Below are 24,820 nucleotides of genomic sequence, written 5' to 3' on the forward strand. Positions count from 1 at the left end.
GGTTAGTCGCTCCTTGCGTCCATGCCCGCTTCCACGGGCCTTCTATTTCTATCACTGCTGTAGAGGGGCAGAGACTGGCGCGGCAGCGTCAGCCGAAAGCACACCTCCAGCTCCCGATCCTCAACCAATTGCAGTTGGCCGTTGTGCAGACGGGCACAGTCCGCGGCTACCGACAGTCCAATGCCGGAGCCCTTCAGCGGCCCCTTGCGTCGGGAACGTCCCTGGTAGAAAGGTTCGAATAGCCTGGGCCGGTCATCCTCCGCAATGGGGTCGCCGCTATTGGCCACATCCAGTACCAGCCGATCATGGCCGGCGTGGGCGCGAATCAGCAGATCGCCGCCGTCCTGGCCATAGGCGATGGCGTTGGACACCAGGTTATCGAGAATGCGCCCTACCGCCTTGGAGTCGATCACCCACTCCAGGGGGCCCTCGAAAGACGTCACTCGCATGCGCTTCTGCTCCAGTGCCAGGCGATGCTTGGTGAGGGTGTTCATGACCAGTGTAGCCACGTCCACCTGGGCAAGGGCAACGCGCTGGTTGTGTTGCAGCAGATTGTAATCGAGCAGCTGTTCGATAAGCCGCTGCAGCTCACGGCCACTGCTGTCGATGAGCGAGAGGATCTCGCGCTGGCGCGGGCTAAGCTCGCCCGCCACGCCATCGGAGAGAAGAGCGGATCCTTCGCGGACGCTGGCCAGAGGGGTCGGTGTGGCAAGCCGAAGGCGCTGGTAGGCCGCCCACAGGTCGCCGGCGAAGGGCGCGCTGAAGCGCTGGGCCAGGTTGATCTGATAGCAGTCACCCGCGCGAATATAGTCCTGAACGGCGGAAAATCGCCGTGCATAGCCTTCGCGGTCGAGCTCGCCTTCGAAGGGGGCCAGTAGCCGGAACTGGCCTCCCGATACCGGCAGCGCATCGAGCCACTCCATGACCAGGCCCCGGCGCTGCGCACTGGCGACCAGCCAGGTTTCGCCGGCGTCATGATCCTGGATGAGCGCCCAGTCATAGAGGCCGACGCGGCTGGCCGGCAGGTCCACCACCTGCTGTGAACGGCCCCCGACGGGCTCCAGGCAGCGGCCCAGGTCATAGCCCCAGTAGCCTATCAACCCTCCGAGAAAGGGCAGATCGCTGTCGGGAAGTTCGAGCGCGAGGCTGTCCAGCAGGACCTGCTGGGCGGAGAACGGGTCGTCCTCATCCATGCCTTCGACGCCGCCGCTCAGGTTGCCGTGGTCGTCGATCGACAGCACTGTCAGCGGGTCGCTGCTCATGATGTCATAGCGCCCGCCGGGCGCGATGGGGCGCCCGCTGTCCAGCAGTACGGCTCCCGGGCGCTGGCGCAGGGCGGAAAAGTAACCCAGCGGATCGTCTCGGTAGGGAAGGGGGGTTATCTCGAGTCGTATGGTCATTGCCGGGGCCTTTCGGAACAGGCGACCCATTCTAGGGTTCAGGCGGCGTTTTGTCCCATGGCGTGATGCAACGCCTGCGGGTATTGCCATCAACGCTGGCATGGATTGTCGACAGCCGGCTTTGAAAAATCCATGTTGTCTACAACCAAAGACGTAGCTACTTGGCCTTGTCCCGTGGTTGACCGGGGCGCAGCCAATGTCTAAAGTCTCTTCATCATTTAATTGTCGACAATTGCTATGAACTCAATCGTACCAGAACAGACCGCTCCTGAGGTTCGCACCCTGGCCGAACGGGTTTTTCATGAGCTGCAGGATGCCATTGTTCGTGGCGAGCTGGCGCCGGGCAGCAAGATAACCGAGCCAGGCCTGTCCAAGGCCTATGGCATCTCCCGTGGTCCGCTGCGCGAGGCCATGCGACGGCTGGAAGCGCATCGCCTCATCGAACGGGTGCCCCACGTCGGTGCTCGCGTGGTCAAGCTGTCGATGAAGGAGCTGTTGGAGCTGTTCGATGTCCGGGAGGCGCTTGAAAGCATGGCGGCTCGCCTGGCCGCGGAACACATGAGCGCCGAGGAAATCGCCGGCCTTCGTGAAGTGCTGGCTCTTCATGAGCGTCAGGCCGATCTCAAGAGCGGGGAAGCCTACTATCAGCGCGAAGGCGATCTGGATTTTCATTACCGTATCGTCCTTGGCAGCCACAATCGCATGTTGATGACGATGCTGTGCGATGACCTCTATTACCTGGTGCGGCTATACCGTACCCAATTCAGCGCCAGCGGGACACGACCGCACCGAGCCTTCGTCGAACACCATCGTATTGTCGATGCCATCGAGGCCGGGGACGCCGAGCTGGCCGAGCTGCTGATGCGTCGTCACGTCAGCGCCTCGCGGGCCAATGTGGTTGACCGCTACGCCACGATTCTCACACAGCAAGCTGAGGCGACCAACTGAGGCCGGCTGGACCTATTCCGTACATTGATAGCCAGAAACATAGAGGAACCTTGTCATGACTCGATCCACACCCGGTGCGCGTTTTCGTGCCGCCCTGGAGGCCAACCGGCCTCTGCCGATCGTCGGCACCATCAATGCCTATACTGCCATGATGGCCGAGCGGGTGGGGCATCAGGCGATCTACCTCTCCGGTGGTGGCGTGGCTAACGCCTCTTTCGGTCTGCCCGACCTGGGCATGACCACCATGAACGACGTGGTGGCGGATGCCCACCGCATCTGCGGGGCCACGGACCTGCCGCTGCTGGTCGACATCGATACCGGCTGGGGGGGCGCCTTCAACATCGCCCGTACCGTCAAGGAGATGCAGCGTGCCGGTGTCGCCGCCGTGCATATCGAGGATCAGGTAGCCCAGAAACGCTGCGGCCACCGTCCCAACAAGGCGATCGTCTCCCAGGAGGAGATGGTGGACCGCGTCAAGGCGGCCGCCGACGCGAAGGTCGATCCGGATTTCTACCTGATAGCCCGCACCGACGCCTTCCAGAAGGATGGCCTGGATGCGGCCATCGAGCGGGCCAGCGCCTGTATCGAAGCCGGTGCCGATGCCATCTTCGCCGAAGCGGTGCATACCCTGGATGACTACCGTGCCTTCTGCGAGCGGGTCGATGCGCCGATCCTGGCCAACATCACCGAATTCGGCGCTACGCCGTTGTTCAGCCAGCAGGAGCTCGGCGAGGTGGGCTGTCGCATGGTGCTCTATCCGCTGTCGGCGTTCCGCGCCATGAACGCCGCTGCGCTGAAGGTCTACCAGAGCATCCACGACAACGGTCACCAGCGAGATGTGGTCGAGCTGATGCAGACCCGTGACGAACTCTACGACTTCCTCAATTATCACAGCTTCGAGCAGAAGCTGGACGCGCTGTTCGAGAAGGGCGGCGAGTGAAGGGAGCGCCATAACGCAAGGCGAAGCATCCCGGTGGCGTCACACGGAGGCTCGGTTCCCGGCCTGGTGGCGTGGCGCCCATCACATATAAAAGACGCAAGACCGACTAATACAGGAGACGCGACATGTCAGATAAACCCGTCAGCAGTACCGGCCTGCGCGGCCAGAGCGCCGGCACCACGGCACTGTGCACCGTCGGCAAGACCGGCTCGGGCCTGACCTACCGTGGCTTTGACGTCAAGGAACTGGCCGAGAAGGCGCGCTTCGAGGAAGTGGCCTACCTGCTGCTCAAGGGCAAGCTGCCGAACCAGGCCGAACTCGATGCCTATATCACCAAGCTCAAGGGCCTGCGTGGCCTGCCTGAGGCGCTCAAGGCCGTGCTCGAGCAGATTCCGGCCAATGCCCATCCCATGGATGTGATGCGTACCGGTGCCTCCATGCTGGGCAACCTCGAGACCGAGCAGAACTTTGACGAACAGCAGGATGTCTCCGACCGGCTGCTGGCGGTGCTGCCCTCGATCATCTGTTACTGGTATCGCTACTCCCACGACGGGGTACGCATCGAGACCGAAACCGACGACGAGTCGGTGGGCGCCCACTTCCTCCACCTGCTGCGTGGTGAAGCGCCTTCCGAACTGCACGCCCGCGTGATGAATGTCTCGCTGATCCTCTATGCGGAGCATGAGTTCAACGCTTCGACCTTCACCGCGCGCGTCTGTGCTTCGACCCTCTCCGACATGCACTCCTGCGTGACAGGTGCCATCGGCTCCCTGCGCGGTCCGCTGCATGGCGGTGCCAACGAGGCGGCCATGGACATGATCGAGAACTGGAAGTCGCCGGAAGAGGCCGAGCGCGAAATCATGGGCATGCTCGAGCGCAAGGAGAAGATCATGGGCTTCGGGCACGCGATCTACCGCGAGTCCGATCCGCGTAACGCCATCATCAAGGAGTGGTCGGAGAAGTTGGCCCAGGATGTGGGCGACACCGTGCTCTATCCAGTCTCCGTGCGGGTCGAGGACGTCATGTGGCGCGAGAAGAAGCTGTTCTGCAACGCGGATTTCTTCCACGCCAGCGCCTATCATTTCATGGACATCCCCACCAAGCTGTTCACACCGATTTTCGTCTGCTCGCGTGTGACTGGCTGGTGCGCCCATGTCTTTGAGCAGCGGGCCAACAATCGCATTATCCGACCCAGCGCTGACTATATCGGCCCCGAGAAGAGCGAGTGGGTGCCTATCGAACAGCGCGACTGATCTGCGCAAGTGGCGGCGGCCTCCCCACGGCCGTCGCCTTGTCCCTCTTAGCAGAGGTGGGCGAATGCCCATCCAGCGCCTCTGAGCCCGACTCGACGGATGCCCGACGCCATGAATACCGACTATCGCAAACCCCTGCCCGGCACTGACCTGGATTATTTTGACGTGCGCACCGCCGTCGATGCGATCCAGCCCGGTGCCTATGACACGCTGCCCTACACCTCGCGGGTGCTGGCCGAAAACCTGGTGCGCCGCTGCGACCCCGCGATGCTGACGGATTCGCTGAAGCAGCTGATCGAGCGCAAGCGCGATCTGGATTTTCCCTGGTATCCGGCTCGGGTGGTGTGCCATGACATCCTCGGCCAGACGGCGCTCGTCGACCTGGCCGGCCTGCGCGATGCCATTGCCGCCAAGGGTGGCGACCCGGCCAAGGTCAACCCGGTGGTGCCGACCCAGCTGATCGTCGACCACTCGCTGGCCGTGGAGCATGCCGGTTTCGAGAAGGATGCCTTCGAGAAGAACCGCGCCATCGAGGATCGGCGCAACGACGACCGCTTCCACTTCATCAACTGGACCAAGACCGCCTTCGAGAATGTGGATGTGATTCCCCCCGGCAACGGCATCATGCACCAGATCAACCTGGAGAAGATGTCGCCGGTGGTTCAGGTTCGCCCAGACGAGAAGGGAAGACGTGTCGCCTTCGTCGATACCTGTGTCGGTACCGACAGCCACACGCCAATGGTCGATGCCCTGGGCGTGATCTCCGTCGGTGTGGGTGGCCTGGAAGCCGAGAGCGTGATGCTGGGGCGTGCCTCCTACATGCGTCTACCGGATATCATCGGTGTCGAACTGACCGGCAAGCTGCAGCCGGGCATCACCAGTACCGACATGGTGCTGGCGCTGACCGAGTTCCTGCGTCGCGAGCGGGTGGTGGGTGCCTACCTGGAGTTCTACGGTGAAGGGGCCTCGAGCCTGACCGTGGGCGACCGGGCCACCATCTCCAACATGACTCCGGAGTACGGCGCCACTGCCGCCATGTTCTATATCGATGAGCAGACCATCGACTACCTCAGGCTGACCGGCCGCGAGGACGACCAGGTCGCCTTGGTGGAGCGCTTCGCCAAGGAGACCGGCCTGTGGGCGGACAGCCTGGAAAAGGCCGAGTATGAGCGGGTATTGACCTTCGACCTCTCCTCGGTACCCCGTACCCTGGCCGGTCCCTCCAACCCCCATGCCCTGCTGCCCACCTCGGAACTGGCGTCCCGTGGCATCAGCGGCACGGTGGAAAACGAGGCGGGCAAGATGCCCGATGGGGCGGTGATCATCGCTGCCATCACCAGTTGCACCAACACCAGCAACCCGCGCAACATGGTGGCCGCGGGTTTGATCGCCCGTAACGCCAACAAGCTGGGGCTGACCCGCAAGCCCTGGGTGAAGTCCTCCCTGGCGCCGGGCTCCAAGACGGTCAAGATGTACCTGGAAGAGGCCAGGCTGTTGCCCGAGCTGGAAGACCTCGGCTTCGGCGTGGTGGCCTTTGCCTGCACCACCTGCAACGGCATGAGCGGCGCCCTGGACCCGGTGATCCAGCAGGAGATCGTCGACCGCGACCTCTATGCCACGGCGGTGCTGTCGGGTAACCGCAACTTCGACGGCCGGATCCACCCCTACGCCAAGCAGGCCTTCCTGGCTTCGCCTCCGCTGGTGGTGGCCTATGCCATTGCAGGCACCATTCGCTTCGACATCGAGAAGGACGCGCTGGGCTTCGACCAGGATGGCAAGCCCATCACGCTGAAGGATATCTGGCCCAGCGACGAAGAGATCGATGCCATCGTCAAGGCCAGCGTGAAGCCCGAGCAGTTCCGCGAGACCTATATCCCGATGTTCGATGTGGACAAGGGCGCGCGGGCCCAGGTGAGCCCGCTCTACGACTGGCGGCCCCAGAGCACCTATATCCGCCGTCCGCCCTACTGGGAGGGTGCCCTGGCCGGCGAGCTTTCGCTCAAGGGCATGCGTCCCCTGGCGGTACTCGGCGACAACATCACCCCCGATCACCTGTCGCCATCGAATGCCATCATGATGGACAGCGCGGCGGGTGAGTACCTGCACAAGATGGGCGTGCCGGAGGAGGACTTCAACTCCTACGCCACCCATCGGGGCGACCACCTCACGGCCCAGCGCGCCACCTTCGCCAATCCCAAGCTGCTCAACGAGATGGTGCAGGAGAACGGTGCGGTGAAGCAGGGGTCGCTGGCGCGGGTCGAGCCGGACGGCAAGGTCACCCGCATGTGGGAGGCGATCGAGACCTACATGGAGCGCAAGCAGCCACTGATTATCATCGCCGGTGCCGACTACGGCCAGGGCTCTTCCCGTGACTGGGCGGCCAAGGGCGTGCGTCTGGCCGGGGTGGAGGCCATCGCCGCGGAAGGCTTCGAGCGTATTCACCGTACCAACCTGATCGGCATGGGGGTGCTGCCGCTGCAGTTCGAAGCGGGTACCACGCGCAAGACGCTGGCTATCGACGGCACCGAGACCTTCGATGTGGTGGGCGAACCGAGGCCCCGTGCCACCCTGACGCTGGTGATCAACCGCAGGAACGGCGAGCGCGTGGAAGTGCCGGTGACCTGCCGTCTCGATACCGCCGAGGAGCTCTCGATCTTCGAAGCCGGCGGCGTGCTGCAGCGCTTCGCCAAGGACTTCCTCGAGTCCGAGGTCGAAGCGGTCGGCTGAGCGTTGACAGTCTGACGGACCCTATCGACCCGGCCCCAAACAAGGTCCGGGTCGATCTGTCTCTACCCTTACTTTCTCAAGGAAGCGCTGTTCATGGCACATGCTCCCCAGATCAGAATCCCCGCCACCTATATGCGTGGAGGTACCAGCAAGGGGGTGTTCTTTCGCCTGCAGGATCTCCCCGAAGCGGCCCAGGCTCCCGGCGCGGCGCGGGACAGGCTCTTGATGCGGGTGATCGGCAGCCCCGATCCCTACCAGAAGCAGATTGACGGCATGGGGGCGGCGACCTCCAGTACCAGCAAGACGGTGATCCTGTCGAAGAGCACCCAGCCGGACCACGATGTCGACTACCTGTTCGGCCAGGTATCCATCGACAAGGCTTTCGTCGACTGGAGCGGCAACTGCGGCAACCTGTCGGCGGCGGTGGGGCCCTTCGCCATCAGCAACGGCCTGGTGGACCCGGCACGGGTACCGCACAACGGCATCGCCACGGTGCGCATCTGGCAGGCCAATATTCGCAAGACCATCATCGCCGAGGTACCGATGACCGACGGCGCCGTGCAGGAGACCGGTGACTTCGAACTCGACGGCGTCACCTTTCCTGCGGCGGAGGTGCCGGTGGCGTTCATGGACCCGGCCGACGGTGAAGGCGCGATGTTCCCTACCGGCAACCTGGTGGACGATCTCGAGGTGCCGGCTGACGTGGTGAAAGGGGGCGTACTGAAGGCGACCCTGATCAACGCCGGCATCCCGACCATCTTCATCAACGCGGAAGCCATCGGCTACACCGGCAATGAGCTACAGGACGCCATCAACGGTGATCCCGATGCGCTGGCGATGTTCGAGACGATTCGCGCCCATGGTGCGGTGCGCATGGGGCTCATCCAGCATATCGACGAGGCAGCCAACCGTCAGCACACGCCCAAGGTGGCCTTCGTCGCCAAGCCGGTGGACTACATCGCCTCCAGCGGCAAGGCGGTCAAGGCCAGCGATGTGGATCTGCTGGTGCGTGCGCTCTCCATGGGCAAGCTGCACCACGCCATGATGGGCACGGCCGCCGTTGCCATCGGTGCCGCCGCGGCGATTCCGGGAACGCTGGTCAACCTTGCGGCGGGTGGCGGGGATCGCACCTCGGTGCACTTCGGCCACCCCTCGGGCACCCTGCGGGTTGGCGCCGAAGCCACGCGCGTGGGCAACGACTGGGCGGTGACCAAGGCGATCATGAGCCGCAGTGCACGGGTGCTGATGGAAGGCCATATACGAGTGCCCGGCGACAGCTTCTAGAAAAGCATGGACCTATTGCTGAAAGACTTCATTGAAGTACGCCCCGGGTCGCAGGACCCGGGGCGTTTTCTATAGTGAAGGCATGGATTCAACGTCGAAACAGGAGACCATCATGAGCAGCACCGTGGAAGCCAATGTGCGCCCGGACTACGACATCGAGCTGCAGAAAATTGCCGACTATGTTCTCGACTACCGGGTCGATAGCGCCGAAGCCTGGGATACGGCCCGCAACTGCCTGATGGATACGCTGGGCTGCGGCCTGTTGGCCCTTCGTTTTCCTGAGTGCACCAAACACCTGGGCCCGCTCGTCGAAGGCACCATGGTGCCCCACGGCGCTCGGGTGCCGGGCACATCCTTTCGCCTCGACCCGGTCAAGGCGGCCTGGGATATCGGCTGTATCGTGCGCTGGCTCGACTACAACGATACCTGGCTGGCCGCGGAGTGGGGGCACCCCTCCGACAACCTGGGGGGCATCCTGGCGGTGGCGGATCATCTCTCTCAGAAACGCGTTTCCATGGGAGAGGCGCCGCTGACCATGCGCGACGTACTCGAAGCCATGATCATGGCGCATGAGATCCAGGGTGTCCTTGCGCTGGACAACTCCTTCAATCGCGTCGGTCTCGATCATGTGGTGCTGGTGAAGGTGGCCTCTACTGCCGTGACAGCCAGGATGATGGGTGCCGATCGGGAGCAGATACTCTCCGCACTGTCCCACGCCTGGGTCGATGGCCAGAGCCTGCGTACCTATCGTCATGCCCCCAACGCCGGGTCGCGAAAAAGCTGGGCCGCCGGCGACGCCACCTCCCGCGGGGTGCGCCTTGCCGATATCGCCCTGCGCGGCGAGATGGGCGTGCCGGGAGCGCTGTCCGCCCCGCAGTGGGGTTTCTATGACGTGCTGTTCAGCCATACCAACAAGGACCTGGCGACCAAGCCGGAAGAGGAGCGCAAGTTCACCTTCCAGCGTGACTTCGGCAGCTATGTCATGGAAAACGTGCTGTTCAAGATCTCCTTTCCGGCCGAATTCCATGCCCAGACCGCCTGCGAAGCCGCCGTGACCCTGCATCCGCAGGTGAAGGATCGACTGGGTGAAATCGACAGGATCGTACTGACCACCCACGATTCGGCGATCCGCATCATCTCCAAGTCCGGCGCCCTGGCGAACCCGGCCGATCGCGACCACTGCCTGCAATACATGACCGCGGTGCCGCTCGCCTTCGGTAGTCTGGTGGCCGAGCATTACGAGGACGACTTCCACGCGGCGCATCCCATCATCGATGAGCTGCGCGCCAAGATGGAGGTGGTCGAGGACCCGCGCTATTCACGCGACTATCACGACCCCGAGAAGCGCTCGATAGCAAACGCCATCCAGGTCTTCTTCAAGGATGGCAGTGCCACCGACAAGGTCGAGGTCGAGTACCCGATCGGGCACCGTCGGCGTCGCTCCGAAGGCATCACCGTGCTGGAGGAGAAGTTCAGGCGCAATCTGGCCACGCGGTTCCCTCCGGGGCGTACCGCTCGGATATTCGAGCTGTGTCGCGACCAGCCTCGGCTCGAAAAGACCGCGGTGCATCAGTTCGTCGACCTGTGGGTGATCTGACCAGCAATGCTGCTGCGCTGCATTTCCACCGGGTCGTCGAAAGACTTGATGATGGTCATGGAAGGCTCCGGCAGAGTGGACTATAGTTTTTTGACGGCCAGGGGTTGTGCACAGCTCCGGTAATGAGTAAAGTACGCATCCGCTGCCGGCAACGGGCAAACGTTATCGGCAGTGGAAGTGGAGAAAGTGCTTGTTTCTGTTTGGTTTTTCCGGATCGGCTGATGAGATTCGCGATTGACAGAAGCGCCGGAGACGGTAGAATGCACGCCACGCTGAAGGCAGCCGGCAAGAGCGGCGCTTCGCGGCAAAATCACCCCGGTGAGGCCNCTCGCCCTGCCGAGGGGCATCGGGGAAGCGATGGCGCAGTTCGGCCAGCAGCCAGCAGAAAGCATGCTCGCTGTCGGTATCGCCCACCGGACGATAGAAATTCAGCGGCAGCGCCTGCCAACCCTCGAGCTGGCCATTATGGGCATAGCACCAGGCGCGCCCGCCGCAGGGGAGCCACCAGAAACCACAGCGCGGGCAGCAGGAGGATAGCAAAGGCCAGCCACAAAAGACTCATGGGGTTCTCCCGCGATTGATCAGGGCGTCGAGACGCGCACGCTCTTCGACGCTCAGGGCGCGGGCCGAGGCGTTTCGCCGGGCGCGCACCACCAGCACTACCAGAATGCCGCCGAGCACCACCAGCCCGGCCGGCAGCCCCCAAAGCAGGTAGGTGCGGCCTTCCAGGCGCGGATTGTAGAGCACATAGTTGCCGAAACGCTCGACCATGTGGTCGCGAATCTCCATGTCTGCCCTATCGGCCATCAGCATTTCGTAGACCCGGTCACGCATGTCCCGGGAGACCGGCGCGTCGGAGTCGTTGATGGCCTGGTTCTCGCAGGTCGGACAGCGCAGCGAGGCGGTCAGGCTACGATAGCGCTGCTCCATGACCGGGTCGTCGAATTCCCTTACCTCGATGGCTCCGGCATGCACCATGCCGGCCATCAGCAGCAAAAGGAAACCAGTGAGGGTCAGTCGAATCACTGCCATTTTCCCACCTCCGGCAGGATGTGTTTACGAATGTCTTCCGGCGAGATATAGCCGGTGTGGTGATAGCGGATGATGCCTTCGCGATCCACCAGGAAGGTCTCGGGCGCCCCGTAGACACCGAGCTCGAAGCTCAGGTCGCCTTCCGGATCGAAGATATTGACTTCGAAGGGGTCGCCGAAGTCCTGCAGGAAACCCATGCCCTTCTCGCGGGTGTCCTTGTAGCTGATCCCCACCAGGCGGATGCCGCGATCGGCCAGGTCGAGCAGCTGGGGCATCTCGCGCTTGCACTCCGGGCACCACTCGCCCCAGACGTTCACCAGGGTGACCTGGCCCAGGAACAGCGACTCATCCACCCGCTGCTCCGGATCCTTCAGGGTTTCCTTGTTGAAGGCCGGGAAGTCCCGGGCCATCAGCGCGGAGTCGCGGTGGAACGGGTTCAGCGACAGCCCCTGGTAGAGAAACACCGACAGCACCAGGAAGCCGATCAGTGGCAACAGCAGTATCAGGCGCCGCGTCATGCCGTGGCCTCCTTCGACGCCGCGGGCCCCGGTGCCATTTCCGGATCCTCCGACGTGGCCAGGCGCCGATAGCGGCGATCGGCCACTGCAAGGATGCCGCCACCGGCCATCAGCAGGCCACCCAGCCAGAGCCAGCGCACGAAGGGCTTGTACTGCACCCGCATCGCCCAGGTGTTGTCGCCGAGGTCCTCGCCCATGGCCACGTAGAGGTCACGGAACAGGCCGGGGCGCAGCGCGACCTGGGTCATGGGCATGCCGCGGGCGATGTAGAGGCGCTTTTCGGGGTTCATGGTGAAGCTGCGGCTGCTGCCATCACGCTGAACCTCGATCACCGCCCGGTCGGCCAGGAAATTGGCGCCGCGACGGCTGGTGAGCTCGGTCATGGTGAAGGTGTAGCCCGCGACCTGGGCGCTGTCCCCCACGCCCATGCGCACGTTGCGCTCGATGTTGTAGTTGGAGACCACCGCCACGCCGATGATGGTCACCGCCACGCCAAGATGGCCAAGCTGCATGCCCCAGTAGGCCAGGGACAGCTTCTTGAGTCCGGCGATGCGCGTCGATGCATGCCGGGTCTTTTCATAGATGTCCCGGAACATCGGCAGCACGATCCACATGGCGGTTACCAGGCCGATAGCGACCCAGGCGTTCCACTCCTGCCCGAAGATGAAGGGCATGGTGACGCCGATCACCAGCGCTGCGACACCGGCGAGCCAGAGCCGCTTGACCAGCGAGCGGACCTCGGTCTGCTTCCAGCGTGCGATGGGGCCGAGTCCCATGAAGATGCACATGATCACCGTGAGCGGCACGAACAGGGCGTTGAAGTACGGGGGGCCCACGCTGATCTTGCCCAGGTTGAGGGCGTCGAGCAGCAGCGGATAGACGGTACCCATCAGCACGGTGACGGTGATGATCACCAGCATGATGTTGTTGATCAGCAGCAGGGCATCACGGGAAAGCCAGTTGAAGCTGGTCTTGTGGCTGACCCGCGGCGCGCGGAGGGCGAAGATCAGCAGCGATATCCCCACGGTGATACCCAGCAACACCAGGATGAAGAAGCCGCGGGACGGATCGTTGGCGAAGGCGTGTACCGACGTCAGCACCCCCGAGCGCACCAGGAAGGTGCCCAGCAGCGACAGCGAAAAGGTGGTGATCGCCAGCAGCAGCGTCCAGCTCTTGAAGGAGCCGCGCTTCTCGGTCACCGCCAGGGAGTGCATCAGGGCGGTGCCCGTCAGCCATGGCAGCAGCGAGGCATTCTCGACGGGGTCCCAGAACCACCAGCCGCCCCAGCCGAGTTCGTAGTAGGCCCACCAGCTGCCCAGGGCAATACCGATGGTCAGGAATGCCCAGGCCAGATTGGTCCAGGGCCGCGCCCAACGGGCCCAGGCGGCATCCAGGCGACCACCCAGCAGTGCGGCGATGGCAAAGGCGAAGACCACCGAGAAACCGACGTACCCCATGTAAAGCATCGGCGGATGCAGGATCAGGCCGATGTCCTGCAGCAGCGGATTGAGGTCGGCGCCATCTTGGGGCACGTGGGGCAGCAGCCGCTCGAAGGGGTTGGAGGTGATCAGGATGAACAGCAGGAAGCCGACACAGACCGCCCCCAGCACACCGAGGACCCGGGCCACCATATCGCGCGGCAGCTCACGGGAGTAGCGGCCGGCAAAGAAGCCCCAGCCGGCCAGCATCAGGCTCCACAGCAGCACCGAACCTTCATGGTTGCCCCATACGGCGCTGAACTTGTAGTACCAGGGCAGCATGGAGTTGGAGTTGTTGGCCACGTTGGCCACGCTGAAATCGTCCAGCATGTAGCTCGCCGTGAGTGCGGCATAGGCAATCGCCACGAACAGGAACTGTCCGCTTGCCATGGGGCGGGCATAGGCCATCAGCAGCGGCCGGCGCAGCGTGGCACCGGCCAGAGGCATTGCCGTCTGGGCCACCGCCAGCAGCAGGGCGATGACCAGGGCGAAATGGCCGATTTCGGGAATCATCTGGATCGACATGGTTACTCCGGATCAGTACTGGCTCTGGCTTTGACTCTGGCTATCGCCTTCGCCTGACTCCTGTTCCTCGACGCGCTTTGCCACCTTGGCGGCCTTGGTCTGGAAGTCGGCGGGAGAATAGCCGGCCGCCTCAAGCGCGTCGGCCACCTCGGGCGGCATGTAGTTCTCGTCGTGGCGTGCGAGCACCTGGTCAGCACGGAACATGCCATCCTGCTTCAACTGACCGACGACTACCACACCCTGGCCCTCGCGAAACAGGTCGGGAAGGATACCACTGTAGGAGACACGCAGGTCCTCGACATAGTCGGTGACAGTGAACTCCACGTCCAGGCTATCCGGGTTACGCTCCACGCTGCCCTCCCTGACCATGCCGCCGGCACGGATCTGGCGCTCAAAGGGCGCGTCCCCCGCCGCGATCTCGATCGGGCTGAAGAAGAGGTTGATATTGGCTCGAAGCGCATAGAGCGTCAGCCCTATGGCGATCGCCGAGAGCGACACGAGCCCCAGTACCATGAACAGTTTCTGCTTACGCTTAGGCCTCATTGGTGCCTCCACCCCTGCTAGTTTGAATCGGTTGCGCCTCGGCGGAACGGCCCGCCAGGCGACTTTCGCGACGGACGCGACGCTGCAGTTGATTCAGCAGCTGACGGCGCTCGGCGCGAGCATGTATCACGGCTCCCAGGAGCAGTACGGCAGTAACGCCCCAGGCTGCCCAGACATAGGGGGCATGGCCACCCATGGCAAAGAGTTCCGAAAAACTGTCGAAGAACATTACGGCGCCTCCCAGGCCAGTTCGCGCACCCAGCGCTTGTTGGCTTCCCGGCGCAGTATCTCGCTACGGGTGCGCATCAGCGTCAGGGCGATGAAGAAACTGTAGAAACCCAGCACCATGATCAGCAGCGGCAGCCACATTTCCATGGGCATGGCGGCACGGCCGGTAATGGTGAAGGTCGCCGGCTGGTGCAAGGTGTACCACCAGTCGACCGAATACTTGATGATGGGGATATTGATGACCCCCACCATGGCCAGCACGGAGGCCGCCCGTGAGGCGCTGTCGCGACTGGTAAAGGCGCCGCGCAGGGCGATGACGCCCAGGTAGAGGAACAGCAGGATAAGCATCGAGGTCAGGCGCGCATCCCACATCCACCAGGTTCCCCAGGTGGGGACGCCCCAGACGGCGCCGGAAAAGAGCGCGATGAAGGTCATGGCCGCCCCCAGCGGCGCCATCATTGCGGCCGCCATGTCGCAGATCTTGATCTTCCAGACCATGAAGGCGAGCGCCGAGATGGCCATGGACACGAAGATCGACTGCGCCAGGAAGGCGGCCGGCACATGGACGTAGATGATGCGGAAGCTGTTGCCCTGCTGGTAGTCCGCCGGGGCGAAGGCCAGCCCCCAGACGCTACCCACCAGGATGAGAATCAGCGCCGCCGCCCAGAACCAGGGCTGGAGCCTGGCGCTGATGTCATAGAACCACTTGGGGGAACGCAGCTTGTTTATGAAGGCCCACATGCCTAGTCAACCTCTCAACCGTTGATACTGATGCGCAGCGATGCCGCGATTGCCAGGGGCGCAAGAATCAGGGCGAGCGCCAACAGCGCGCCGAGAATTGCCAGATGCGCCATGACACCGTCGCCGAAGATGGCGGCCTGTACGGCTCCGGCACCGAAGATCAGCACCGGAATATATAGGGGAAGGACCAGCAGCGACAGCAACACACCGCCGCGGGACAACCCCACCGTCAGCGCCGCTCCAATGGCACCAATCAGGCTGAGGCTGGCACTGCCCAGTGCCAGTGATACCGCCAGCACGCCATAGCTTCCCGCGGGCAGCGCCAGCATGATGCCCAGCACTGGCGCCATCAGCGCCAGGGGCAAGCCGGTCAGCAGCCAGTGTACGGCCACCTTGGCCAGGGCCAGCAAGGCAAGGGGCTGCGGTGTCAGCAGCAGTTGCTCGAGCGAGCCGTCGTCGTAATCGGCCCGAAAAAGGCTGTCCAGGGACAGCAGCGCCGCGAGCAGCGCAGCCACCCACAGCAGGCCCGGGGCAATGGCCGCAAGCAGCTGTGGGTCGGGGGAGATTCCGATCGGAAACAGGGTGATCACGATGGCGAAGAACACCAGCGGGTTCATCACCTCGCTGCGCCGCCGCAGCAGGAGCACCAGGTCGCGCTTGAGCGTTGCCCAGAATGCGACAGCTAACCCGCCGCCAGGTTCCCCGTGAAAGTCCACCGGGATCTCCTTGTTCAACAGCCCTTCAGTTGCCGGCATCGAGACCTCCCCCGCCAAGGCGGATACGGCGCAGCTCGGCACAGGGCGTCAGCTCGTGGTGAGTGGTCACCAGCACACAGCCGCCCCGGCGCGCATGGGCGACAAGTCGCTGCTCCAGTGCCGCAACGCCGTCGCGGTCGATGGCAGTGAAGGGCTCGTCCAGTACCCATAGCGGGCGCGGCGTGAGCACCAGCCGGGCCAGCGCCACCCGGCGCTGCTGTCCGGCGGAGAGCTGGCCAGCCGGCAGGTCCTCGAAACCGGCCAGGCCGACATCCTCCAGCGCCGCATAGCGTGCCGCCTCATCCTTTGGCTGCCCCGCCATGGCCTGGTACCAGGTGAGGTTTTCCAGCGGCGTCAGCGCCGCCTTGACCCCCGGGGCATGCCCCAGGTAGAGCAGGTTCGACAGGAAGGAGTCCCGCGACTGTCGCATGGGACGATCATCCCAGAACAGGTCGCCTTCGTAGTCGGCAAGCTGCCCGGACAGGATCTTCAACAGGGTCGTCTTGCCGCTGCCGTTGGGTCCCTCCACCCGCACGATCTCGCCGGCGCGGATGTCCAGGTCCAGGCCCCGGAACAGCCAACGATCATCACGCTCACATGCGAGATTTTGCGCTTGCAGACGCAGGCTCAACGGCACTCTCCAGGAATGGTAAATTCGTTGGAAATGCTACACGGAAAGGCCTTTTGCTACTAGTAATCCGCCTGCGTCACGGCGCCACTCTTGCCGCAGGTCAAGGCTTGCTCCTGACCGGGGAACTTGCCTGAGAGGCATCGCCTGCTATGATGCTTGATACCTGTACATTTCCACAGGGTCGATCAGAGGGGGAAACGCCACATGCCACAGGCTTCCACGCACTATCTGCACCGACGCCCCAACCTGCCCATGGCCGAGGCCTGGATCCGCGTCGAAGGCGAGGACCTCGTCGAGATACCACTGCTGGGCGACGTCTCGGCCGGCATGCCCATCGAGGCCTGCCCTACCATCGGCGCCATTCATGCGCCCTCCTGCATGGTACGCCGCAACACCTATGCTCTGCGCGTACGCGGCGACTCCATGATCGACTGCAACATCTTCGACGGCGATGTGATCATCATCGAGCGCCAGGAGAGTGCCGAGAATGGCGAAACCGCCGTGGTGCTGATCAACCAGCAGGAGGTCACCCTGAAGAAACTGTATATCGAGAAGAACGGGGTCCGCCTGCAGCCGGCCAACGAGAGCATGCCCCCCATCTACCTGAAGAACAGCGACATCCAGGTGCTGGGCATGGTCATGGGCGTGGTGCGCCAGCACGAGATCACTCACTGATGCGCTATCCGGTCCCCGACCTGCCCGCCGGTACCCACCGGGAAGCCGAGACCGAGGTCGAGAAGAGTCGTTTCATCACCTGGATTTGCCATGCACCCCGGGTGGGAAGCTTTACCGCCCTGCTTGCCGAAGCCCGCCGGGCCCACCCCAATGCCAGCCATCACTGCAGCGCCTTTATCGCCGGCCCACCGGGCGAGCAGAATGCCATTGGCTTTTCCGATGACGGCGAACCCGGCGGCACTGCGGGTCGGCCGATGTTTCAGGTGCTCGAAGGCGCCGGCCTCGGCCAGGTCGGCTGCGTGGTCATACGTTACTTCGGCGGCACCAAGCTCGGCACCGGCGGCCTGGCCCGTGCCTATGCACAGGCAGTGAGCCAGGCCCTGGTCGAGCTGCCCCTGCACCAGGTCACCGAACGCAGCCCGCTTCGACTCAAGGTCGGCTTCGCCGGCGAAGCCGAGGCCCGCACCTGGCTCGAGAGCCTGGCGGTTCCCGTAACCGCCGCAGAGTACGCCGCCGATGGCGTCATACTCACCGTCGGCTGGCCCCGGGACACCGCTGTCGACCTCGGGCCGCTCGAAGCCCGGCTGCGCGGCAATCTCTCCCTGATCGAAACCTAGGTCAACCCAGCCCCTAATCAGCCCCCGTCATCGCCCCTTTCAGAGCCACTTCATACGAACGCTGGACATGGTCGTCCATCAGCTCTCTCGCGGCCTTGATGTCGCGCTCCAGGGCCAGCGTGACCAGCTCACCGTGCTGGGCATCGAGTACCCGTCGCACCTGGGGCTCTTCCGGCGCCATGCGACGATAGCGGTCGAACTGGTCGTGGAGTTGCTCGATGAAGCGCAGCAACCAGACCGAGCCGCACGGGGCCACCAGGGTACGGTGGAAGCGGTTGTGCAATCGCTCCCATTCGTCGACCGCCTCCGGCACCATGTCGGCCCGCTTGAGCCTGTGCGCTGCCGCCAGCAGCTCCGACTCCCACTCCGCGTCACCGAAGCGGATCGCCCGCTCCAGGGCCATGCCCTCCAGTTCGCGACGCATCTCTGCTATGTCATCCAGCTCCCTGCGATCCAGCCGAGGCACCCGAAAGCCACGCTGGCTCTCCTGCTCCAGCAAGCCATAGGCGGCGAGCCGGTTAAGCGCTTCGCGTAGCGGGCTGAGCCCTACGCCGTAGTGCTCCTTGAGGGCGCTGATGGACACTTTCTCGCCCGCCGCGAAGCGTCCGTTGACGAGGTCCTGACGCAGGGTGTCGTAGATGCGCCCGGAGGTCGTCGTACGCCCCTTTTCCCTGGATATAACCATGCATCCTCCTTCAGATTGCCACAGCCCGAAGGTTGACCTTCTTTCCTGGAGTAATCTACCCTGGAAAGAATAATCGATTTTATAACGGTAAAGTGACGAATGAAAAATAAATCAACAGTTCGCTTCATAACCGACAATTATAGGGTCTTTTCATGACGCCCCAGCCCCCCGAAGCCCCGCTGAGCGCCCTGCTCTGGGCCTTTACCCGTATCGGTCTGCTCGGCTTCGGTGGCGGCCCTGCGATGATCCCCCTCGTACAGCAGGAAGTGGTCAAGCGGCATGGTTGGCTGAACGACGAGGAATTTGCCGATGTCCTGGCCATCGGCAACACCTTGCCTGGACCCATTGCGACCAAGATGCCTGGCTACATCGGCTATCGGGTAGCCGGGGTGGCCGGCTGTGTCATCGCCGTGACCGCCGTCATCCTGCCCATGGTCGTGGCCATGATCGCGCTGCTGACCCTCTTCAGCAACTATCGCCACGTGACCTGGATCCACGGCATGGGCCAGGCCGTCGTCCCCGTGGTCATGGTCATGATGGGGCAACTGACCATGGACTTCTGGAACAAATCGCGCCTGGCCTTGGGCTGGGCAATGAGCCTGGCCACGGCGGTGGTCGCCGGCGCGCTGATCTACCTGCTCGGCATCCACCCCGGCTGGGTGATCGGCGGCATCCTGGCGGCGGCGCTGCTACGCCCGACACCCAAGCGGGGTGACGCCTGATGCTGGTCTACTGGGAGCTGTTCCTGGCTTTCTTCATCCCCAACATCATCGGCTATGGCGGCGGACCGGCGATCATTCCGCTGATCGAAGCCGAGGTCGTCGGCCGCTATGGCTGGATGAACGCCCAGCAGTTTGCCGAGACCCTGGCGCTGGGCAATGCCCTGCCAAGCCCCATCGCCACCAAGATGGCCGGCTATGTGGGCTATGACGTGGCGGGTATCGGCGGCGCCCTGGTCGCCATATTCGCCACGGTGGTGCCTTCGCTGCTGCTGATGCTGGGCGCGCTGGGTCTGCTCTACCGCCATCGGCATTCACCCCGCGTCCAGCGCATGAGCCAGTGGGTACGGCCGGTGATCGCCATGATGATGGCCTGGTTGACCTGGAGCTTCTTCAACGAGGGCCTCGATAGCGCCGGCCTACTGCATACCCTGCTCATCGGCACGGCAGCGGCCATCGCCCTGCTGCGCTTTCGAACCCACCCGGCCTTCGTGGTTCTGGCCGCACTCGTCTACGGAGGCCTCTTCCTCAGTTGACACACTCGACAACAACATCCCAAAGCGGGAGCACGCGCTCACCCCGCTGACGCCTCGCCCGGCGCGAGCGGCAGCTACCACACCACCAACAATATCAAGGTGTTCCATCATGACGCGTACGAAACTGACCCATACCTTCGCCGCCCTCGGCCTCGCCACCGGCATTGCCCTGTCCGGCACCGCCCAGGCCGACTACCCCGAGCAGGACATCCGACTGATCATTCCCTACGGACCGGGTGGCGCCACTGATATCATCTTCCGGTTGATCTCCCAGGAAGCCGAACAGCATCTGGGCGAATCAATCGTGCCGGTCAACATGGCAGGCGCCGGCGCCACCCTCGGCTCGCGCAACGTCAAGGATGCCAGTCCGGACGGCTACACCTTGCTCGGCAGCCACGACACCATCGCGCTGTCCAAGCTGGCCGGCACCGTCGACTACTCCTACGATGCCTTTGAGCCGATCGCGCTGCTGACCCAGACCATCAACATTCCCACCGCCCATGCCAACCATGAGGTGCAGAGCGCCGACGAGATCGCCGATTACGTGCGCGAAAACCCCGGCCAGGTGCGCTTCAGCATGATCCCGAGTTCCACCGACCACTTCTTCTGGGCACAGTTCTTCCAGGAAGCCGGAATCGACATGGCCGACGTACGCCTGGTGGGCTACCCGGATACCGGTGAGCAGGTCTCGGCGCTGATGGCAGAAGAGATCGATTTCGCCATGTTCAACCTGCCGTCCGGCGGTTCGTACTTCGAGGAAGGCACTTTCCGTCCGCTGGGCATCGCCCATCCCGAGCGCCTGGAGAGCATGCCCGACGTCGCCACCCTGCGCGAACTGGGCATCGAGATGGATCACTCCACCAGCCGCGGCATCTTCGCCCCCAAGGGCACGCCGCAGGAGGTCCTCGACACCATCGCCGAGGCCTATGGCCAGGCGCTCGAGAACGAGGAAGTGAGCAGCCGCATCGAGAACGAGTTCGGCTCGGTGGTGCGTTTCCTTGCCGGTGAGGACTATCTCGAGTTCCTCGACGAGAACGAAGCCGCGCTGTCGGCGGCCGCCGAGAACATCGACTTCCAGAACTGAGTGAGTTCCCTGTCCCGGCTTGCCGGGGCGGGGATCGGGAGACGTTGCGATGTTGACACTTACCAAGGACCGCGCCCTGGCGCTGGTCCTGCTATTGATCGTTGCCGTGATGTGGGTCGAGTCGGGCAATATTCGCCCACCCACCTCCTGGCAGCCCTACGGCTCGGCGCTTTTTCCGCGCATCCTGCTGGTGGTCACCGGCCTGCTGTCGCTGCTGATCCTGGTGCGCTCGCTGATCACCGGCCCCGGTGAGCGAAGCGCCCCACGACGCAGCTTCGGCGAGTGGCTGGGCCACAACCGCACGGTGTTCTCGCTGTTCGTGCTGTTCGGGCTGTATGCCGCGCTGCTTCCGGTGCTCGGCTACATCATTGCCACCCTGGCCTTCCTGGTGACATCGCTGGGACTGCTGCTGGGGATCGATTCTCGCCGCAAGTGGATCATCAACCTCGCCGTCAGCTGCACCCTGGTGCCGCTGGTGTTCGTGATCTTCCGCTTCGGCCTCAATGTCTGGCTGCCCTGAGGCCTGGGAGTAACACATGGCGGATTTCTTTCTACAGGCCCTCGGCCAGGTCAGCAGCCCTTCGGTACTGGCGCTGATCGTCATTGGCGTGCTGTTCGGCATCATCGGTGGCAGCATTCCCGGCTTCACCGTGACCATGGCCATCCTGGTGGTCTTTCCCTTCACCTTTGCCATGGATCCGGTCAGCGGCGTGTCGCTGATGGTGGGCGTGTTCGTCGGCGGCTACTCCGGCGGTATCGTCTCCGGAGTTATGCTGGGAATCCCCGGCACCCCGTCGTCGATCACCACCGTCTACGATGGCTACCCCATGGCGCAGAACGGCGAACCCGGCCGTGCCCTGGGCATTGGCGTAGCAGCCTCGTTTATCGGCACCCTTATCAGCGTCGCGGTGCTGGTGTTCTTCGGCCCGCTGATCGCCAGCTTCAGCATGAACTTTCGTCCCTGGGAGATCACCGCGCTGATCGTGTTTGCCCTGACTCTGGTCGCCGGGCTCTCCAGTGGTGCGCTGCTCAAGGGGCTGCTGGCTGCCACCCTGGGCTTGCTGATCACCACCGTCGGGTATGACCGCAACAGCAACCTGCGCTTCGACTTCGACATCCCGGCGCTGGGCTCGGGCTTCGAGATCCTCCCGGTAATGATCGGCATCTTTGCCTTCTCGCAGCTGATGGGTAACCTCGAGAAGCTGCGCGACGAACAGGGCAAGGCCAAGGGCGTCGACACCAGTGTGACCATTCCCTATGGCCTCATCCTCAAGGACATGGCCGGCCAGAAGCTCAACACCCTGCGCTCGTCGCTGATCGGCAGCCTGGTCGGGGCGCTGCCCGGTACCGGCGGTACGGTGGCAAACTTCATCAGCTACGACCAGGCCAAGAAATTCTCCCGCCACCCGGAAACCTTCGGCAAGGGAACCCCCAGCGGCATCGTCGCTTCGGAGGCCTCCAACAGTGCCGTAGCCGGCGGCGCCTTTGTGCCGACCTTGGCACTTGGCATTCCCGGCGACCTGCCCATGGCCATCATGATGGGCGTACTGATCCTGCACGGCATCAACCCGGGACCGCTGATGTTCGAGCAGAATCCAGTACTGGTCGGCGCCATCTACGCCAGCCTGCTGATCGGCGCCGTGGTGATGGTGCTCTGCCAGCTGCTGCTGGTGCGCTGGTTTGCCAAGATTTCGCTGATCCCCCAGGAGATCCTGGTGCCCGTAGTGCTGATGCTTTGTGCCATCGGCTCCTACGCACTGAACAACAACTTGTTCGATATCTGGGTACTGTTCGTGTTCGGGGTGATCGGCTACCTGCTGTGGAAGGCCGAGGTACCACTGACGCCACTGATCCTTGGGGTAGTGCTGGGCAACAACCTGGAACGCCAGCTGTTCCGCGCCCTCGAACTCGACGACAGCTGGATGACCTTCCTGACCCGCCCGCTGTCGGCACTGTTCCTGGCACTGGCCGTAGCCTCGGTGATCTTCTCGCTTTATCAGGACCGCAAGATCCAACAGAACCAGCTCAGGGCCAAGAACCTGCCCGAGCAGTAAAGGAGCCTTTTATGCAGCACGACGCGCATTTCTATCCGAGCCCATCGCGGCGCATGGCCACTTTCGGCAGCCGCGGTATGGTCGCCACGTCACAGCCCCTGGGTGCCCAGGTCGGCATGCAGATCCTCCAGCAGGGGGGCAATGCGGTGGATGCCGCCATCGCTGCCGCCGCGGCACTGACCGTAGTGGAACCCACCTCCAACGGGCTCGGGAGCGACGCCTTTGCCATCGTCTGGATGGAAGGCAAGCTACACGGCTTGAACGCCAGCGGTCCTGCCCCCCAGGCGGCCACCATCGAGGCGATGAAAGCGCTCGGCCATGAGCGGGTCCCCGAGTATGGCGTGCTGCCGGTTACCGTGCCGGGAGCGCCAGCAGCTTGGGCTGCCCTCTCCGAGCGCTTCGGCAAGCTGCCCTTCGCCGATCTGCTGGCCCCGGCCATCGCCCTGGCGGAAGAGGGCTACCCGGTCTCGCCGATCGTTAACCAGATGTGGGAGGAGGCCCATGACATCTATCGCAGCCACGATAACCCCGCCCTGAAGCCCTGGTTCGAGACCTTCGCCCCGGAGGGCCGTGCCCCGCGCCCCGGCGAGCGCTGGGCCTCCCCGGATCATGCCAGCACGCTGCGGGCGATTGCCGAGACCAAGGGACGCGCCTTCTATGAAGGGGCGCTGGCCGACAAGATCGACGCCTTCTTCCGCGAGCACGGCGGCCTGCTGCGCAAGGAGGACCTTACGGCCTACAAGCCGGAGTGGGTCGAGCCGATCAGCACCCGCTACCGCGGCCATGACATCTGGGAGATACCGCCCAACGGCAGTGGTCTGATCGCCCTGCAGGCCCTGGGCATGCTCGAGCGCATGGGCGAGGAAGGCCGTGACCCGGTGGAGACCCTGCATCGCCGAATCGAAGCCACCAAGCTGGGCTACGTCGACGGCCTTCGCTACGTTACCGAGGGCAACGCCATGGGCCCGAGCGTGGATCAGCTGTTGGCAGACGACTATCTCGCTGAGCGTGCCGACCTGATCGGCGAGCAGGCGCTCGACCCGAAGCACGGCAACCCGATCAAGGGCGGCACCGTCTACCTTGCCACCGCCGATGGCGACGGCAACATGGTTTCGTTCATCCAGAGCAACTACAAGGGCTTCGGCTCGGGCGTCGTGGTACCTGGTACCGGCATCAGCCTGCAGAACCGCGGCTGGGGGTTCTCCCTGGACCCGGCGCACCCCAATGCACTGGCGCCCGGCAAGCGCACCTACCACACCATCATTCCCGGCTTCATCACCAGGAATGGCCAGGCGGTGGGGCCGTTCGGCGTGATGGGCGGCTACATGCAGCCCCAGGGCCACGTGCAGGTGATCACCGCCATACTCGACGACCACCTCAACCCCCAGGCAGCACTGGACTTGCCTCGCTGGAAATGGACCAAGGGCAAGACAGTGGAGGTAGAGCCGCACTTTCCCGACCACCTCGCCCAGGCCTTGGCGCGGCGCGGCCATGACATCGTCAAGATGGCGGATACCCTGAGCTTCGGCCGTGGCCAGATCATTCTGCGCAACAGCGATAGCGGGGTACTGTGCGGCGGCACCGAGCCCCGCACCGACAGTGCCGTGCTGGCCTGGTAGCGAACCCGCAGAAAGGCCGGCCCGGTATACCATATATTGAAATGGCAAGCCGTGGCCGCGCCCTTCCCCCGCGCCTGGCCAACTCGCCTTACCCCCTAATCCGGCGGCCTTCTCCCACTTCGCAAGCCACCCTCCCTCTTGCCGGCAACCCTGATTTTTACTGCCTGGGGGTGGCGTTATCTTCGCTGCTGCGCGGCAATGCCGCACCCTGCCCACTCAGAAATTTGATCC

24 protein-coding genes and 1 pseudogene are annotated in these 24,820 nt (G+C 63.7%); 14 read left to right on the forward strand and 11 right to left on the reverse strand.

What is annotated here, in order from left to right:
• Positions 1-2: 2 nt before the first annotated feature.
• Entirely contained in the window at positions 3-1,400 is a 1,398-nt protein-coding gene (locus tag LOKO_RS14045) for an ATP-binding protein (RefSeq protein ID WP_235588872.1), read from the reverse strand.
• 237 nt (positions 1,401-1,637) lie between these two features.
• Here LOKO_RS14045 and LOKO_RS14050 point away from each other — a divergent pair, with 237 nt between their 5' ends.
• The 6 genes from LOKO_RS14050 (at position 1,638) to prpD (ending at position 10,149) form a co-directional block, all read left to right on the forward strand.
• Positions 1,638-2,348 carry a GntR family transcriptional regulator gene (locus LOKO_RS14050; RefSeq protein ID WP_066450693.1) on the forward strand — a complete coding sequence of 237 codons (711 nt, stop codon included), beginning with the start codon at positions 1,638-1,640 and terminating at the stop codon, positions 2,346-2,348.
• 55 nt (positions 2,349-2,403) lie between these two features.
• Positions 2,404-3,288 (forward strand): methylisocitrate lyase, encoded by an 885-nt coding sequence (gene prpB, locus LOKO_RS14055; RefSeq protein WP_066450697.1) that lies wholly within the window; start codon positions 2,404-2,406, stop codon positions 3,286-3,288.
• Between the two features lie 125 nt (positions 3,289-3,413).
• On the forward strand, positions 3,414-4,541 hold the full coding sequence (gene prpC / locus LOKO_RS14060) for a bifunctional 2-methylcitrate synthase/citrate synthase (protein WP_066450703.1): 1,128 nt from the start codon (positions 3,414-3,416) through the stop codon (positions 4,539-4,541).
• A 111-nt stretch (positions 4,542-4,652) separates the two neighbouring features.
• The gene (gene acnD, locus LOKO_RS14065) at positions 4,653-7,268 is read left to right on the forward strand and encodes a Fe/S-dependent 2-methylisocitrate dehydratase AcnD (protein ID WP_066450706.1); all 2,616 of its coding nucleotides are present in this window, start codon (positions 4,653-4,655) and stop codon (positions 7,266-7,268) included.
• 93 nt (positions 7,269-7,361) lie between these two features.
• Complete coding sequence (gene prpF, locus LOKO_RS14070) at positions 7,362-8,552, forward strand: 2-methylaconitate cis-trans isomerase PrpF (RefSeq protein WP_066450709.1); 1,191 nt, start codon at positions 7,362-7,364, stop codon at positions 8,550-8,552.
• A gap of 112 nt (positions 8,553-8,664) precedes the next feature.
• Positions 8,665-10,149 (forward strand): 2-methylcitrate dehydratase, encoded by a 1,485-nt coding sequence (prpD, locus tag LOKO_RS14075; RefSeq protein WP_066450712.1) that lies wholly within the window; start codon positions 8,665-8,667, stop codon positions 10,147-10,149.
• 339 nt (positions 10,150-10,488) lie between these two features.
• On the opposite strand, the pseudogene LOKO_RS20295 reads toward prpD, so the two are convergent.
• From LOKO_RS20295 to ccmA, 9 genes and pseudogenes are all read right to left on the reverse strand, one after another.
• A pseudogene (locus LOKO_RS20295) lies at positions 10,489-10,638 on the reverse strand (class II glutamine amidotransferase); the annotation flags it as partial.
• A 69-nt stretch (positions 10,639-10,707) separates the two neighbouring features.
• Positions 10,708-11,181, reverse strand: coding sequence for a cytochrome c-type biogenesis protein (locus LOKO_RS14080; RefSeq protein WP_066450713.1), 474 nt, complete (start codon positions 11,179-11,181; stop codon positions 10,708-10,710).
• The gene (locus LOKO_RS14085) at positions 11,172-11,699 is read right to left on the reverse strand and encodes a DsbE family thiol:disulfide interchange protein (RefSeq protein WP_066450715.1); all 528 of its coding nucleotides are present in this window, start codon (positions 11,697-11,699) and stop codon (positions 11,172-11,174) included. Before LOKO_RS14085 ends, LOKO_RS14080 begins: the two co-directional genes overlap by 10 nt.
• Complete coding sequence (locus LOKO_RS14090; RefSeq protein ID WP_066450717.1) at positions 11,696-13,702, reverse strand: heme lyase CcmF/NrfE family subunit; 2,007 nt, start codon at positions 13,700-13,702, stop codon at positions 11,696-11,698. Before LOKO_RS14090 ends, LOKO_RS14085 begins: the two co-directional genes overlap by 4 nt.
• A 12-nt stretch (positions 13,703-13,714) precedes the next feature.
• Entirely contained in the window at positions 13,715-14,245 is a 531-nt protein-coding gene (ccmE, locus tag LOKO_RS14095; RefSeq protein WP_066450719.1) for a cytochrome c maturation protein CcmE, read from the reverse strand.
• A complete protein-coding gene (ccmD, locus tag LOKO_RS14100) occupies positions 14,235-14,474 on the reverse strand; it encodes a heme exporter protein CcmD (protein WP_066450721.1) in 240 nt (79 codons plus the stop codon). The genes ccmE and ccmD overlap by 11 nt, the downstream gene beginning before the upstream one ends.
• On the reverse strand, positions 14,474-15,214 hold the full coding sequence (locus LOKO_RS14105; RefSeq protein ID WP_066450722.1) for a heme ABC transporter permease: 741 nt from the start codon (positions 15,212-15,214) through the stop codon (positions 14,474-14,476). The genes ccmD and LOKO_RS14105 overlap by 1 nt, the downstream gene beginning before the upstream one ends.
• A 14-nt stretch (positions 15,215-15,228) precedes the next feature.
• Entirely contained in the window at positions 15,229-15,969 is a 741-nt protein-coding gene (ccmB, locus tag LOKO_RS14110) for a heme exporter protein CcmB (protein WP_066450724.1), read from the reverse strand.
• On the reverse strand, positions 15,956-16,600 hold the full coding sequence (gene ccmA / locus LOKO_RS14115; protein WP_066450726.1) for a cytochrome c biogenesis heme-transporting ATPase CcmA: 645 nt from the start codon (positions 16,598-16,600) through the stop codon (positions 15,956-15,958). The genes ccmB and ccmA overlap by 14 nt, the downstream gene beginning before the upstream one ends.
• Positions 16,601-16,804: 204 nt before the next feature.
• Here ccmA and LOKO_RS14120 point away from each other — a divergent pair, with 204 nt between their 5' ends.
• A complete protein-coding gene (locus tag LOKO_RS14120; protein WP_066450727.1) occupies positions 16,805-17,275 on the forward strand; it encodes a LexA family protein in 471 nt (156 codons plus the stop codon).
• Complete coding sequence (locus tag LOKO_RS14125; protein WP_066450728.1) at positions 17,275-17,892, forward strand: IMPACT family protein; 618 nt, start codon at positions 17,275-17,277, stop codon at positions 17,890-17,892. Before LOKO_RS14120 ends, LOKO_RS14125 begins: the two co-directional genes overlap by 1 nt.
• A 13-nt stretch (positions 17,893-17,905) precedes the next feature.
• Here the strand turns inward: LOKO_RS14125 and LOKO_RS14130 are convergent, their stop codons facing one another.
• On the reverse strand, positions 17,906-18,577 hold the full coding sequence (locus tag LOKO_RS14130) for a GntR family transcriptional regulator (protein WP_066450736.1): 672 nt from the start codon (positions 18,575-18,577) through the stop codon (positions 17,906-17,908).
• A gap of 152 nt (positions 18,578-18,729) precedes the next feature.
• On the opposite strand from LOKO_RS14130, the gene LOKO_RS14135 reads away from it, so the two are divergent.
• The 6 genes from LOKO_RS14135 to LOKO_RS14160 all read left to right on the forward strand — a co-directional run bounded on the left by LOKO_RS14135 (position 18,730) and on the right by LOKO_RS14160 (position 24,589).
• The gene (locus LOKO_RS14135) at positions 18,730-19,299 is read left to right on the forward strand and encodes a chromate transporter (RefSeq protein WP_066450738.1); all 570 of its coding nucleotides are present in this window, start codon (positions 18,730-18,732) and stop codon (positions 19,297-19,299) included.
• A 2-nt stretch (positions 19,300-19,301) separates the two neighbouring features.
• Positions 19,302-19,832 carry a chromate transporter gene (locus LOKO_RS14140; protein ID WP_066452369.1) on the forward strand — a complete coding sequence of 177 codons (531 nt, stop codon included), beginning with the start codon at positions 19,302-19,304 and terminating at the stop codon, positions 19,830-19,832.
• A 109-nt stretch (positions 19,833-19,941) separates the two neighbouring features.
• The gene (locus LOKO_RS14145; RefSeq protein WP_066450741.1) at positions 19,942-20,916 is read left to right on the forward strand and encodes a Bug family tripartite tricarboxylate transporter substrate binding protein; all 975 of its coding nucleotides are present in this window, start codon (positions 19,942-19,944) and stop codon (positions 20,914-20,916) included.
• A gap of 49 nt (positions 20,917-20,965) precedes the next feature.
• Positions 20,966-21,436, forward strand: coding sequence for a tripartite tricarboxylate transporter TctB family protein (locus LOKO_RS14150; protein WP_066450743.1), 471 nt, complete (start codon positions 20,966-20,968; stop codon positions 21,434-21,436).
• Between the two features lie 16 nt (positions 21,437-21,452).
• Positions 21,453-22,970: a tripartite tricarboxylate transporter permease gene (locus tag LOKO_RS14155; RefSeq protein WP_066450744.1), complete on the forward strand. Its 1,518-nt coding sequence runs from the start codon at positions 21,453-21,455 to the stop codon at positions 22,968-22,970.
• An 11-nt stretch (positions 22,971-22,981) separates the two neighbouring features.
• Positions 22,982-24,589 carry a gamma-glutamyltransferase family protein gene (locus tag LOKO_RS14160; RefSeq protein ID WP_066450747.1) on the forward strand — a complete coding sequence of 536 codons (1,608 nt, stop codon included), beginning with the start codon at positions 22,982-22,984 and terminating at the stop codon, positions 24,587-24,589.
• Positions 24,590-24,820 lie beyond the last annotated feature (231 nt).

Source organism: Halomonas chromatireducens (assembly GCF_001545155.1).
Classification (GTDB): Bacteria; Pseudomonadota; Gammaproteobacteria; order Pseudomonadales; family Halomonadaceae; genus Halomonas; species Halomonas chromatireducens.